Origin of the sequence: Paenibacillus sp. 1-18 (assembly GCF_000520755.1) — a bacterium.
In the GTDB taxonomy this organism is placed as follows: domain Bacteria; phylum Bacillota; class Bacilli; order Paenibacillales; family Paenibacillaceae; genus Paenibacillus; species Paenibacillus brasilensis.
In genome coordinates this window covers 1-13811 of the sequence record NZ_ASSB01000131.1, presented here as the reverse complement: position 1 = coordinate 13811, position 13811 = coordinate 1, and the positions used below count along the sequence as shown (strand labels likewise).

14 protein-coding genes are annotated in these 13811 nt (G+C 47.6%); 6 read left to right on the top strand and 8 right to left on the bottom strand.

Features of this window, described 5'->3' with window-relative positions; translation table 11 throughout:
• Positions 1 to 5: 5 nt before the first annotated feature.
• The 3 genes from L693_RS0108375 to L693_RS0108365 form a co-directional block, all read right to left on the bottom strand.
• On the bottom strand, positions 6 to 848 hold the full coding sequence (locus L693_RS0108375; RefSeq protein WP_025716875.1) for a hypothetical protein: 843 nt from the start codon (positions 846 to 848) through the stop codon (positions 6 to 8).
• Positions 849 to 864: 16 nt separating this feature from the next.
• On the bottom strand, positions 865 to 4860 hold the full coding sequence (gene essC, locus L693_RS0108370) for a type VII secretion protein EssC (RefSeq protein ID WP_025716874.1): 3996 nt from the start codon (positions 4858 to 4860) through the stop codon (positions 865 to 867).
• Positions 4861 to 4927: 67 nt separating this feature from the next.
• Positions 4928 to 5248 (bottom strand): hypothetical protein, encoded by a 321-nt coding sequence (locus L693_RS0108365; protein WP_010346287.1) that lies wholly within the window; start codon positions 5246 to 5248, stop codon positions 4928 to 4930.
• Positions 5249 to 5641: 393 nt separating this feature from the next.
• Between L693_RS0108365 and L693_RS0108360 the strand changes: the two genes are divergently transcribed.
• Complete coding sequence (locus L693_RS0108360; protein ID WP_025716873.1) at positions 5642 to 5881, top strand: hypothetical protein; 240 nt, start codon at positions 5642 to 5644, stop codon at positions 5879 to 5881.
• A gap of 131 nt (positions 5882 to 6012) precedes the next feature.
• On the opposite strand, the gene L693_RS30510 is transcribed toward L693_RS0108360, so the two are convergent.
• Positions 6013 to 6162 (bottom strand): hypothetical protein, encoded by a 150-nt coding sequence (locus L693_RS30510; protein WP_197029854.1) that lies wholly within the window; start codon positions 6160 to 6162, stop codon positions 6013 to 6015.
• Positions 6163 to 6626: 464 nt separating this feature from the next.
• Between L693_RS30510 and L693_RS0108350 the strand changes: the two genes are divergently transcribed.
• Positions 6627 to 7400, top strand: coding sequence for a flagellar motor protein MotB (locus L693_RS0108350; protein WP_231503571.1), 774 nt, complete (start codon positions 6627 to 6629; stop codon positions 7398 to 7400).
• A 51-nt stretch (positions 7401 to 7451) separates the two neighbouring features.
• Here the strand turns inward: L693_RS0108350 and L693_RS0108345 are convergent, their stop codons facing one another.
• The 3 genes from L693_RS0108345 to L693_RS0108335 all read right to left on the bottom strand — a co-directional run bounded on the left by L693_RS0108345 (position 7452) and on the right by L693_RS0108335 (position 10050).
• Positions 7452 to 7790: a L,D-transpeptidase gene (locus L693_RS0108345; protein WP_025716871.1), complete on the bottom strand. Its 339-nt coding sequence runs from the start codon at positions 7788 to 7790 to the stop codon at positions 7452 to 7454.
• 82 nt (positions 7791 to 7872) lie between these two features.
• The gene (gene rsgA / locus L693_RS0108340) at positions 7873 to 8970 is read right to left on the bottom strand and encodes a ribosome small subunit-dependent GTPase A (protein WP_025716870.1); all 1098 of its coding nucleotides are present in this window, start codon (positions 8968 to 8970) and stop codon (positions 7873 to 7875) included.
• Positions 8971 to 9480: 510 nt separating this feature from the next.
• On the bottom strand, positions 9481 to 10050 hold the full coding sequence (locus L693_RS0108335) for a DUF2087 domain-containing protein (protein ID WP_025716869.1): 570 nt from the start codon (positions 10048 to 10050) through the stop codon (positions 9481 to 9483).
• A gap of 220 nt (positions 10051 to 10270) precedes the next feature.
• On the opposite strand from L693_RS0108335, the gene L693_RS0108330 reads away from it, so the two are divergent.
• The 3 genes from L693_RS0108330 (at position 10271) to L693_RS0108320 (ending at position 12331) form a co-directional block, all read left to right on the top strand.
• Positions 10271 to 11251, top strand: a complete 981-nt coding sequence (locus L693_RS0108330) for a YpdA family putative bacillithiol disulfide reductase (RefSeq protein ID WP_025716868.1) — start codon at positions 10271 to 10273, stop codon at positions 11249 to 11251.
• A gap of 13 nt (positions 11252 to 11264) precedes the next feature.
• Positions 11265 to 11708 carry a DUF441 domain-containing protein gene (locus L693_RS0108325; RefSeq protein ID WP_025716867.1) on the top strand — a complete coding sequence of 148 codons (444 nt, stop codon included), beginning with the start codon at positions 11265 to 11267 and terminating at the stop codon, positions 11706 to 11708.
• A 110-nt stretch (positions 11709 to 11818) separates the two neighbouring features.
• On the top strand, positions 11819 to 12331 hold the full coding sequence (locus tag L693_RS0108320) for a hypothetical protein (RefSeq protein WP_025716866.1): 513 nt from the start codon (positions 11819 to 11821) through the stop codon (positions 12329 to 12331).
• 131 nt (positions 12332 to 12462) lie between these two features.
• Here L693_RS0108320 and L693_RS0108315 read toward each other — a convergent pair whose 3' ends face one another.
• Positions 12463 to 12765, bottom strand: coding sequence for a HesB/YadR/YfhF family protein (locus tag L693_RS0108315; protein WP_025716865.1), 303 nt, complete (start codon positions 12763 to 12765; stop codon positions 12463 to 12465).
• Between the two features lie 585 nt (positions 12766 to 13350).
• Here L693_RS0108315 and L693_RS27865 point away from each other — a divergent pair.
• On the top strand, positions 13351 to 13811 hold a 461-nt coding region (locus tag L693_RS27865; RefSeq protein ID WP_269320832.1), incomplete at its 3' end, for an ABC transporter transmembrane domain-containing protein.

The following is a 13811-nucleotide window of genomic DNA, read 5'->3' as shown; positions in this document are numbered from 1 at the left end:
ATCCATCACCCTCCTTCTGTCGCTTCTTCAGTTACTGTCGACTGTCTCAGCCAATTTAATAATAAATCCACAAACTGATCCCTCGAAGTCATAGCCGCAATAAGCCAGTCTCCATTACCATTAGAGCTCATACGAAATATCCAGCTCATTGCAGGACACAGGACAAAAGCTGCCCGTTGTGATTCCCACTCTCTGCCGTTCCAAACCAGCAATTGCAGCTCTCCTTCAGCTACTCGAGAGCTTAAAGACTGAGCCAGCTTGGCAGCCCCCTCCGCATCTCCGCTAGCTTCGGTCAGTTTACTGCTGATTAGAGACACATTCTCTCCTTCAGATTGCTTATAAATTTCATTAAATGCCTGCTTGGAGAACATGAGCGCAGGAGATTCAGGCACAAGCCGATCGACCCAGCCCATTTCATCAATCAATGATTCACATGCCTTTTCCACATTACCCAGATCGTACAGGCGATACTCATCGGGTTCATCAGTGGATTTCACAAGCTCCACCACACGCTCGTTCGTACAATGAAGGTAGCCTTCAAACCGCTTGCCTCCCCGTGTATAGCGTATGCGGCAAGCCCTGTTGGATAATCCGGCGATAGCAACCCTCGAAAAAACAGTAGGGGGCATTGCCAACTCTTTGCCCTTATCTACCCGTTTTAGATAACCCTTTTCCAGAAGAGCAGCTTTTACCTGTTCCCACTCTTCTGCCAACTCCTCCGCTAGATAGCCCTTAAACGGATCTTCCACCCCAAGCAATCTGTCAGAACCCAGCACGCCTGCCAGAAAAAACAGTTCCTTCGACTTGAGGGTTATTAACTTCTGCTTGGAAGCTTGAAACGTTAACATTATGAGCCACCTCCCTTCAAACTACAACATGCCATCGGTCACGAATTTTCGTTATCCAATCCTCACAGCTCACTTGCTCTGAGAAAGGAATTGCCGCTTTTATCCTGGTAAATTTGCGCCGTACGTAGTATCCCTGTCCAGGCGGCAGGACTTTTAGGCCACCGGCAGCGGCATTCGCTTCCGAATAGGGGATACGAAAGAACGATAAATCATTCGAATCCAGCGTTCCAAAAAGCGCACCGCTTTGACTTGCTTTGACATCATTGAACCAGTCTACCCCAAAGGTTGGGAAATCAGATGGCACACCCGATAGCACGACATGCACATTACGATCACGTCCCAACCGTACAATGGCGGAGAGCTGATCCTTTATTATAAAATCGTTCAGCTGTTTACTTAACATATCCGCATCATCAATAACCAGCAGTAATTCAGGATCATTTCCATCCTTGCTCCGCTGTTGAACAATATCATGCACTTGCTGTACCAGAGGCCCGATTTCTTCTTCGCTTTCGGCCGCAGCCTTGACATGAGGAAGATGCCGCAACCGCGATAATCCACCGCCCCCATAACGGGTGTCAAGCGTATAGACTTCCAGCTGTCCTGGTGAGGTGTAATAAGCCAATGATAGAATCCAGCTCATCAGGAAGGATGTTTTTCCTCCCTCCATAGGACTGCCGACAATAAAATTAGGCCCCTCTTTCAGATTCAGGAGGAAAGGCTCAAGATCGTCACTCTGTAGACCTACAGGCACCTCATAAGGGAGCGCACCGGAAGGCCCGCTTGTCCGATCCCACTGCTGTAACAGTTCCGCCAGAGGAATACGCTCAGGCAACGGGAGAATGGCTGGTGCGTGCGCACCCTTCCATTCCTGTACAATGCTCGCGATATTGCGGCGCAGCCGTGCCGATCGTTGCGTTTCATCTTCTCCCGGTGAAGGCAAAGCGGTCTGGAACTCAAGTGGTGGAATATGCCCTTTTACCAGGGCACGGCCCGGAATTAAAGGTCCTGGCGTTTTCGCCGGTCGTCCTACCGCGTAATAATAATCACTCGGGTCAGACAATTCAAAAGAAACAGCATTCGGAATGTTACTGCGGAATTTCTCAAACACATCCGTAATCCGATTGGCAGTGATGATGAACGTGATACCCAAACTGCCACCTTCACGCAAAAGTGATTCCAGCAGTTCATTTTCATCCGGATAAGCATTACGGAAATTAAGGTAGCCATCAATAGCTACGACAATTTGCGGTACATCCTCGACCGTAGAACGACGATACGAGCTTATCGTTTTGACGCCAGCTTCGGAAATCATTTCCTTGCGTAAAGCAACCAGCTTGAACAGATAACGGAACAACCGCTTGATCCGGTCGTCCTCCTCTGCCATCATAACAGCACCGATTTGCGGAAGGTCCCCAAAGTCGCGCATCGTCCGACCCATGTCAATGATATAACCGTTCCACCGGTTCGCATCAAAGCGCTGAGCTGTCGACATCAGCAGCGTCTGTAAAAAGGTCGTTTTCCCCATGCCCGGCATGCCGTACACCGCCCAATGGCCATGATCCAGTGCTGCATAAATCGACTCCTGGCGCTGATTCGGCAAATCGTCGACCAGTCCGATGAGCGCCTTTAGCTCCTCTGGAGCTGATGCACTATCCGTTTGTGTACATGGGGACAAATGAGTTAAATCAAGCAATTCAGGCAATGGCGGCAGCCATGGTCCCTGAAGCCGCTCAATTCCTGCTTTAGCAGCCTCATTTGCAATATAATCAATGAAGATTTGAAGCTGCTTGGGAGCCTCTTCTCCCTTTAAGCCTGAGCTTGCACGTTCGCCGCCCGTCAATAGCGCTTCACGTTTCCCGTTCAGTCTCACTTCATGTACAGGCAGTGCAGAAGAAATATCGCTGTTGCCTATATACGGTGCCCCGCTCCAGGCAAACTGCATCTCTTCAAACACCTCGTCGCTGCCGACTTGAAAATACCCTCGTCCCGGCTTGGTAATCCACGCCGCATTCGGTATTTTCAGCATATCACGGCTATCGCCTTCGCTCTGCACCCGAAGACAGATACGGAATCTGGAGTTACTCCAGATTTTATCATCAACGACCCCGGCGGGCTTTTGGGTTGCCAAGATCAGATGGACACCCAACGTCCGCCCAATCGCTGCAATACTGATTAGCTCGTCCATAAATTCTGGCTGATCCCGTTTTAGTTGTGCAAATTCATCAATAATAATAACCAGATGAGGCAGCGGCTGTTCGTGCCGCTGCCGGAGTAATCTATAATACTCATCAATATGCTGTAAATTGCCTGCATCGTTCAATATTTTCTGTCGACGAACCAGTTCTGCCTTGAGAGATATTTTGGCACGTTCGATCAAGTTATTGTCCAAATTCGTAATCGTACCCACAACATGCGGCAGGTTGACGAACGTATTGGACATGCCGCCGCCCTTGTAGTCGATCAGCATAAAAGCAAGATCATGCGGGTGAAACTCAGCCGCAAGCGAGGCCACGATAGACTGAATAACCTCACTCTTCCCTGAACCCGTCGTCCCTGCGATCAGACCGTGGGGGCCATGTCCCTGACGTTCTATTTTATCATGTAGATTAATCATAATCTTCTTGCCGCCTGCTCGCACACCCATCGGTACGGGTAAAGTATCAGGGTGACGGTTGCGCCGCCACCGCTCTGTTACATCCAGTTCCTCCACATCCGCTACGCTCATCATATCAAACAAAGGCAGTACAGACGGAATATCCGAAGCCGAGGAGCGCTTCAAGCGAATAGGAGCCATATACCGTGCCAATGCATCAGCTTCCTCTTTGGACAAACGATCCGGCTTAAAACTCTGTTGTTCAACCTCTGCCGATTCTGATTTACGGGCATATACTCCCTGCTCCTTGGAAGCCTCCACAATCAGCTGACACTGCATCGGCAATGCTTCCTTACGGGAAGCCAGCACGATCGTGCATGCATCAATGGCCCGTCCGTCCTCCAGTAATAATGGAAGCAAGGGCTCTTCCTCAATGAGCTGACTGTCGGACAAAACAATCACATAGCAAGGGACTTCCATCCCTTTACCGTGACGCTCGCTGCGATTGTTTTTACGGCGGTTCAGCCTGGCAAACAGAAAATCAGCTAATTGATGGGCGCTGCTGCTACGGTCTGACATCATCCGCTGGGTTCTGTCATCATCCCACACATGCGGAAGCCAGCGCATCCAGGCCCATTCACTTTCCTCCCGCTCATCATAAAAGGATGCGATCTTCACTTCATCCGGCGAGTGACGCACAGCCACCTGCGCCAGAATCACTCTTAAGGCAGCAAGAGTGTGCTCTCGCTCACCGACCAGTCCTACCACTTTGGATTGAAACAACGGTAATGCGATGGAAGCAGCATCCACCAGACGGAACTCTTCCTCCAGCTCATCCGCAGCCCCGAGCAGAGGGTCACGGTCGTAGCCGTCCGGACGCGGGATTTGCAATTTAATATGAAAGGGAACTTGTCCAGTCCCGATACGGACTTGTAAAAAATCCTCATCCTCCGGGGATCGTTCCCAAAGAGAACTGTTGCGGTTTTTGACGATTTGAGCGCATATTTGTGGATCACCGTGAATTTCATACAGCGTGCGAATTTGTTCCTCGCGCTTCAATTCAAGCTCTTCACGATGCTTCTGAAGCTGTTCCCGGTACATCCGGTCGCGTTCCTCCAGCTTGCGCTTGTATTCCTTCTTATTATTTAGGTATACGAAAAAAGGAATCGTATACGACGTTAGCATCATGACCACCGTAACCATCTGAAACATCAGATAGTTACTATTGCCCATTTTGCCCGTTCTGCTCATATATACATAAAAACCTACAGTCACCAACGTCATCATTAACGGAATAAGTATAGATATAATAGAAAAAGACGGCTTGTTCGGCTCAGCCGGAGGCCGTAAAATCTCCAGCTTCTCCTCTCGGAGCGCCGGCCTTAATCTCGGGGATCGCTGGTATAATACATTCAAGACAAAAGTCCCCCTTTTCGCTTACTATTTCATTTTACCAAGGTTTCATATAATTTCATGTGTGTATTTACCCATTTTTTTCGTTTTGAAACAGCGAACGCCGTCCATATACAGGTGCTTCGTCCTGGGTTGTCGAAAAGGCACGCTGAATACGCACCGTACAGCCTTCCCGCAAGCCTGCCCCTGTAAGTAGCTGGTCGTCCTCCACTCTGAACCAAAGCCCCTCCGGGAACTTTGCTTCCATAATATACTGCATTCCCTCTGCCGGAGGCTCCCCAAAAATGCGCACACCCAGCATCAGCTTCAAGTGCTCCACCGAATATTCATCAGCTACCTCGATGTCAAACCACTCTGTTTCCTGTCGTCCTGAAAGCACGGTCAGGATCATCTGTCATCCCTCCCGATCCTTAATTTATACAGTAAAGTTCACACAAAAAGCCTATTTTCGATAGAAAGATGGCTATCGTAACTGTAGCATTCACCTATTAGACTGTCAATTTGTTACAAAATGCCCACTCTCAAAATAATATAAAGCCTTTAGTCGCATTTTACCAAATGATAAAGAGCCAATTGTATCACAAATTCATATTTAATAGTTTTAAATAGTCGTATCTACGTCATTTTGTCAATTGGATAGAACTAAACTCGATTGTTATCCAGATTATTGTGAACACTTTGTAAATTTCTCAGACCTTTATGTTTTTATAAGGTGTTTTTAAGGTAATTTTAAGAAACGGGCTCTACAATAAAGCCATGAAATAACTCAGGCGAGGTGATTTTTGTGAGAACATTAATTACATTTCAAAACAAACGTATTCCCGTTTACTTCAATCAAGATAACAAGCAGCCTATGCAAAAAACATTGAAACTTCTAAGCAACACTTTGGAGAACAAAATCTCCAGTGGCAAGCGTGCCCTTCAGAAATGTCTTAACTCATTGATCAGCATAGAGATTATTGGCTGTGAAGCCATCCTGCATAGCGTTAGTGAAAATGATTCATTGGCACTGTCCCTCTACTAAGAGGGACTATTTTTTTGCCTGAAAACAGACACAAAAAAGAGAGGGATCTCCAGCACCCTCTCCATATCAGCGGATTTGAAACATGCACGATGTGACTTTGCCGTCATCTGTGCATTTTGATCTGATTCTGCTTATAAAACTCTGCGATAGCCTTTTTTAGCGCCTCGTTCCTTCTTCTGCGCCTTCTCTATTCTTATTCTAAACAGTTCCAGTAAGTTAGCGCGTGTATGTTCTTCCCGGCAGTTGTCCAGCTTTTTCAAAATAAAACGGTCAATGGACATATGACTCAGGCTCCTTTACAGCATGCAGTCCCTGCTATTCTGGGGATGATCAGGCTATCCATTTTTAACCATTCTACTGGTTGTTTAAACATGTACGCTTCTTGTAGGATACGGCAGGAGGTAGATTACATCCCCTTTAAATCGGGTAAATACATAGAGTTTCAAAAGTTTGATACCACTTAAGCTGATAGCTACAGACAAGGAGCGAGCAGAAATCATGAGCACACGCTGAATGATCAAAATAGGCTTGTAACCTGATATACATTTTATTACTTCTAATTATTCTGGCTGCGTGCAGCAGGGAAAAGGCATCTACCCGGAGTATCGCACAGCATGAAGCAGAAGCACGCGCTTATACTGTCACCGGCAATCCGAATCAGAGTGCATTAACCCTGGATGAGCGAGCTGCCAGCCGTTCCCCCGTGCATCAGCAAGGCAGCAGCTATGTCGAAATATCGGGGAACGTGAGTATAGACGAAAATACCGTCAAGGTTACAGGACACTCCAACCTCCCCGCCGGAGCACGGATTAAAGGGAATCTCGCGGTCAAAAACTCCCTGTTAACCGGATACACAGATGAGACAGCGATCCAGAAGGACGGAAGTTTTGTACTCCGAGTGCAACGACCTGGCATACAGGGCAGTATGGATCTGACCGTTCTGTTTCGCCCGGACGATCAAGTCGATGCGATACGAAATCTTTATGGCAGCGGCGGTAACAAGCTGGAAGGACCATATGTATATCAATACGAGGAAAAGGAACGGCTATTGCAAGAAGTGCGGATTGGCGCTGAGCTTGATCCCGAGCAGGATCGCACTACTCCACTGGTTAAACCTGTCTGGAACAAACCAGTGGACTACGGCAGCCCTCAGGTGTGGATTAAGCCTGATGTGAAACAAGAAGGCAATTATTATCATGTCTATGCACGCAGCAATTTGCTGGAGGGTTCCGATGTCAAGCTCACGATTGATTTCCCGGGGCGATGGCAGTTTGGCTACGACGACCAAACTAAAGTCATGCCTGACGGCTCCTTCAGCATGAGGGTCAAAAAACCGAGCCTTGCCAACCGTTACACCCTGGTCATAAGCTATGAGCCGAACGAAGATATATGGATCAACGCCAAGCAGGTATATGGTACACGGGGAGAACGTCTTTCGGGATCGTTAGTCAAAGCTGCGAACGAAAAAGAGGGCTTCAAGCGGATTGAAGCCCGTATCCCTATCCAGCCCAAATCGTAATGGGCCAGCGCACATAGCTAAAAGTCGAACTCTTTGTCGGTCAGTAATCCGCTAAGACTGGATCGTGACAGGTGTGCCCACGCTTACCTTCTCCTGAAGTTCAAGCACATCCTTGTTCTGCATTCGGATGCAGCCATGTGACACCATCTGGCCAATAGATGAAGGATCATTGGTGCCGTGAATGCCATAATGCGGCTTGGACAGCCCCATCCAGAACGCTCCGAAAGGGCCGCCAGGATTGGGCTGTTTGTTAATGATCGTAAATTGTCCATACGGTGTCTGTGTAGCCAACTTACCGATACCGACCGGATAACTTTGCACGATCTGACTGCCATCCTTTAAATACAAACGACGCTCCGATAGATCCACCAAAATGCTGTAATTCGGCATATGCTCACCCCTTTACACCATATGCCGATTAGTTCATCAATTTTCTTGTATTTTTACAAATGATATTTCAATGCAGCTTGGCTTACCACTCCACATCCCGTCGCCAACCACTTCGCTGATCCCTTCGGCCCGTGGTTGTGCTGGTACGGCTATCCTTTCTCCGCCGATCCGCTTCCTTGCGTGCCTGATATTCCAGCTCTCGCTGCATCTTGCGATAATTGTTCACCCTCGATTCTGACAGTCCCCCCGTCTGCACAGCTTCCTCCACTGCGCATCCAGCTTCCCCCTTGTGCTTGCAATCCGCAAACCGACAATTTTGTGCTATGTCGGTAATATCGGCAAAGGTATGAGCGACGCCCGTGGAATCATCCCACAGGTTAAGCTCACGCATGCCGGGGGTATCCAGCAGGACAGCTTGCTTGGCGATGGGAAAAAGCTGTCGGTGAGTTGTCGTATGCCGTCCCCGGCTGTCTTCCTCCCTCACATCCTGTGTAAGCTGAACTTCGGCCCCGGACAGCCAGTTCACAATCGTTGATTTACCGCTACCGGAAGAGCCCGTCAAGGCAACGGTACAGCCGGGTTGAAGAAACGCCTCCAACTGCTCCCTACCTTCGTTTTGCAGAGCAGAAATAACGATGACAGGGACACCGGGAGCTACCCCCTCCGCTTCTGCGATCCGTGCTTCAACATCGTCACATAGGTCTCTCTTACTCAACACGACCACCGGGTTCACCCCACTGTTCCAAGCCATAATCAAATACCGTTCCAATCTGCGCACATTAAAATCATGATTCAACGCATTTACGAGAAAGAGGGTATCCACATTAGTCGCTATCAGCTGCTCCTTTGTCTCAAAGCCCGCAGCCTGCCGGGATATTCGGCTTTTGCGCGGCAGGACGGCATGAATCACAGCATCCGACACTTCATCCGGTGTAGTGATCGCCACCCAATCCCCGACAGCCGGCATTTCGGCGGGATCATCAATGATATGACGCAGCTTGCCAGAAGCGGCTCCCCAGCGTTCCCCATCCATCGTGATAAGCTTGACTTTTTGACCATAATCGGCGATCAAGCGGGCAGGCCGTAGCTGTGAATGTCCTGCACTCTCCTCAAAACTTTGCTTCCATTGGTCCCAATGACCGTTCCAATAATCAGACCAACCGTATTCATGTATACTCATCGTTTTCCTCCTGAGAGTTATCTTTGCTTTTTTGATTTTTGTGTTGTTCGAAAATAGCGTTGTTCAAATATAGTGCTGTTCGAAATGTGAACCTTTTTTCCCGCAAGCAAACAATGCAAAAAATCCGCAGGGGAATCCCTGCGGAGGATGTATTGTATGGCTAAGGCCCATATGATCCGTCGTCCGTTCATTCAAGCAGTCTTACACACGGACCACTTCCCGGAACCAACAACCGTAAAAGGACACCTAACCATAAAAAATCCGCAGGAAAGCACTCCCTGCGGATTTCGTTGGTTCTACTGTCCAACCAACTGCTGAGCCAAAACTATATATTATATAGTCTTAGCTGAGCATCGCCCGTGCGGGAGACAAGTCATTCTGCTGCTGAACCCATCCATTCTTGTTCGTATGCATATAACATCGCCTCCTCCTAAAATTTCCTTTATCATACAAGTCGATAAATCGTCTGTCAAGCCTGCCGCGAAACTTTTTTCAGTTTTTTAGTTTCGTTTAGCGCACCTGATCCCAGCGCGTCCACATCTCACGTGGATTCAATTCGTACATTTCCCGTTCCCTGTACATAAACTGATGCATAATCAGCTCACGTCGAATCGTCGCAAAATCCTCATGGTACTGTTTTATCCACTCGTTTAATTCACGTTCAGGATAAATGCGGCCCGGCTCCAGCTTTTCTGCCAGCATCTGAAGCACGATCAGCTTTTTCTTGTACTGTGCAGGAATTTGGCGCAGCTTGCCGTCTTTGGCAAAAAAATTACGTAAAACCGTCGCCTCCAATGTTTCATTAAGCTCTGACATTTCTTCCTCGCCCTCTCCCTTTTCGAAGATAAAACGTACTGTCGCCTCGGCATGCTGCCGGATCAGCTCCGGGTTCAGTGTAAAATAAACCGTATTTTTCTCCCGTCGTTCCTTGATTAATCCAGCCTCACGGAGTTTAGAAGCATGATGGGTAACAGTTGGTTGGGATAAATTCAGCTTTTTTGCCAACGCTTGACCATGCATCTCTCCACGGGACAAAAGGAGTAATATACGCATACGCGTCGGATCAGCAAGCGCAATCATATCCCTCCATTACTTCTTCCTGAAATCGGCTGGATATTATGTGCGCATTGCGGTAGGATTATTATTTGAAAACTTCTTACATACCCGTGTATTTTTCATCCATTCAGAGAGCAGTTTTCATGGATCAAAATGCAAATCGGAATGATTCGAAAGTGATGCACAATGCTGATCCTGCGAAAAATTAACGCAGTACACCAATACATTGGAGGTTCACACCTATATGCACGACGTAATCGTTATCGGTGGGGGTCCATGCGGGCTATCCGCTGCCATCGAATGCAGCCGCAAAGGTTTGCAAACCGTTATTATTGAAAAAAGCAACATTGTCCACTCTATTTTTCTGTATCCGACGAACATGCAGTTTTTTAGCACCGCCGAACTGCTGGAGATCGGTGATGTTCCGTTCAGCACCCCTAATGACAAGCCTTTTCGTCATGAAGCCTTGGCGTATTACCGTAAAGTAGCGACACATTATAACCTGAACATTCAGCATTATGAGGAGGCTCGATCCATTACTCGTCAGGATGACGGTACATTTACTGTTCATACCATGAGTAAGCGTGGAAAATCCCAAACATATTCGTCCCGCTATGTCGTAGTGGCTACAGGATATTTTGACCATCCGAACTATTTGGGCATTCCTGGGGAAGAATTAGATAAAGTCACTCACTATTTCAGCGAAGCCCATCCTTATACAGGAACCCGGGTCGCAGTCATCGGTGGCAGTAACTCCGCAGTAGATGCAGCGATGGAATTGGTACGGGTCGGGGCTACGATTGATATGGTATATCGTCGGACCGAGCTTTCTCCATACATTAAGCCGTGGGTGCGCCCACTGTTTGACAGCATGGTACAAAAGGGAAAAATCACTCTGCACTTAGGTGCTCGTATTACGGAAATTCATCCAGATCATGTAGTAGTCACTCCGCAGGATGCAGAAGCATTCCGACTGGAAAATGATTTTGTGCTGGCACTGACCGGGTTTCACCCGGAACGAAAACTACTGGAATCTGTCGGCGTCCATATGGCCGAAGATATGGATAAACCCGAGTTTGATCCTGCCACGATGGAAACGAATATACCAGGTATCTATGTCGCAGGCGTGATCGCTTCCGGCAGCAATGCCAATGAGGTATTCATTGAAACAGGTCGCTGGCATGGACGTCAAATTGCTGAGCATATACGAAGCCAAACGAACTAAGGAGAACACTGAAATGGATTACAGCTCACTTATTTTACTGGCGCTAGCTGGTCTTGGAATTATCAGCGGCAATTCCACCGTAACCATCGCCATGGTTGTATTATTGCTGTTGCGGGTAACCAGTTTTCATTCTGCTTTCCCTTGGCTCGAAAAGTACGGCTTGACGATTGGAATTATTATTCTGACGATTGGGGTCATGACCCCGCTAGCCAGCGGTAAAATCAGCATTAATCAAGTGATGGACTCCTTTATGCACTGGAAGTCACTGCTTGCGATTGCCATCGGCATCCTGGTAGCCTATCTTGGCGGTCGCGGTGCAATCCTGATGTCTGGTCAGCCTATTATTGTGACAGGTCTGCTTATCGGGACTGTCATTGGCGTTGCCTTTTTTAAAGGAGTTCCTGTAGGGCCACTTATTGCCGCCGGATTGCTGTCTTTGTTGATCGGCCGCTCCTAAATCCTTGGCTGAGGTCATATATAAAGCAATCTGCATGTCGGACTGAATTTAGTCCCGCTTTTGTGTTATACTCTTATCGCATAATTTGGTAAATGCAGGAGGCTTGACCGATGTCTCGACAATTTGTAACGGAAGCTGTAATGGTGGCCATATACGGCCAGTTGCTTACATCTTCCGCCCCTGTGGAATATATAGTGCCTTATACATCGCTGCTGGAGCTATACGAGTTTCAGGATAGCGCGGAGCCTCTCATGGATAATCCTATGGACGATCAGCACGTGAAGCGAAAGGTAAGTGAGCTTATCAGCTATTTTGAAGAACCATTGAATCAGAAAAAAATACGGCGAGCCCTTCAGATGCCCTGGGCCAAAAGCTTGCCCATTCTTTTCGATGCCAACACCTCGCTCATTGTTATTAATGCTGTGGATACGGCGCACTATGGGGAATATTTTGATCCAATCGAAACCGAGCTGGTACTGACCGCCCAGCGTGAAGCATTGCCCATTTTGACAGATCAATTGGACTGGATTCACCGCATTATTGAAGCTTCTGTACCCGTACATGTATATGACATTGATGATTTTGATTTTGCGGTCGACGATCCGATGTTTAACAACCCTTAACATACGACTCATCGCCTTAAACACAATAAAGCGGCGAAGTATCTTACGCAGGTTAACCCCTGCAGCACGATGCTCCGCCGCTTTTTCATGTCGATGAACAGCTCTTGTATACTATTTTTGTCGTTGGGACATTACACTTGCGCTTCCTCGGTGTAGGTGTAAATAATGTCATCATGTTCCTCTAAATACTTGACTTGCAGATCATGACCCTTCAGATACCAGTAATCCTGATCCTCCATATAAAACGTAATGCCAGCCGCTTTATGCTGCAATACGGGATGCTGCGGAGGCTCTATGGAAATTCCCAGAGAAAAGCCTGGATGCAACCCGCCACCAGAACTGTAGCGAACAAAAAAACGGATCGCATCTCCTTCATTCAAGCCAAGCTCCTTAATGTACCACTGTGCCGCAGGTTCAGTTACCTGTATACTCATGCGTTGCGCTCATCTCCTTGTACAATGAAATCCTGTTAACTATATCATAGCATCTTTTGGAATGACCACCAACCGCCCCTGCTCAAGCTGGTCTTTTGATACAGTCATATACATTTTTTTGAAAAAGGTTTGACAATTCGCAAAAAAGGGTGTTAAGATTCAACCATACGAGATCCATTTTGAAATTTATTACAATTTGAACGCTTACTCGCGTAAGAATGAACCCAATTTGAGGAAGAAAGGAGTGTTTCCGGTGCTAAAATTCCATATTACATTTTACCCACATCTACACACACAACAACTTCATACCGGAGCATCTCCCCTGTCGCACCTTTCGGAATTGGGCCATTCACGTTGTATGGTTTAATACGAGTGGTTGTCTGTGCTTGAGCAGTTTTTCAGTGGTGAGTGTGCTGAAAATACCTGCGCGCCATATGATATTGAGATTTAAGGCATATCGTCTGCGGACGGTATGCCTTTTTTGCGCCTGTTGCCCGATGAAGTTCGTGGCAACAAGCTACTGTTGTTTTTTCAAAATGGTACACAACTCTCGAATGAGCTTGTTATGAAAGGATGGGATTCCTCTTGTTTTCGGTATTCAAAAATTTAGGTTGGTTTTTTAAAAGAGAAAGAAGCCGATATTTCATTGGATTGTTTATGCTGATAGCCGTTGGTATTGTAGAGCTGGCTCCTCCTCGGCTGCTAGGCAGCGCCATTGATGAGATTGTGCGCGGTACGATTTCCTGGTCCTCCCTTTGGCGTTATATTTTTATGATCTTGGGCATTCTCGCCGTCATCTACTACGTTACGTACATATGGATGCACAAGCTGTTTGGAGGTGCCAATCTGGTGGAGCGTCTGCTTCGTACGCGCTTCATGAATCATCTGCTGCGGATGACGCCGCCTTTTTTTGAGCGCAATCGTACAGGTGATTTAATGGCTCGGGCCACGAACGACCTGCGTTCCGTAGCTAGTACAGCGGGCTTCGGCATGCTAACATTAACAGACTCCACAGTCTACCTGGCCGTTGTACTTGTTGCCATGGG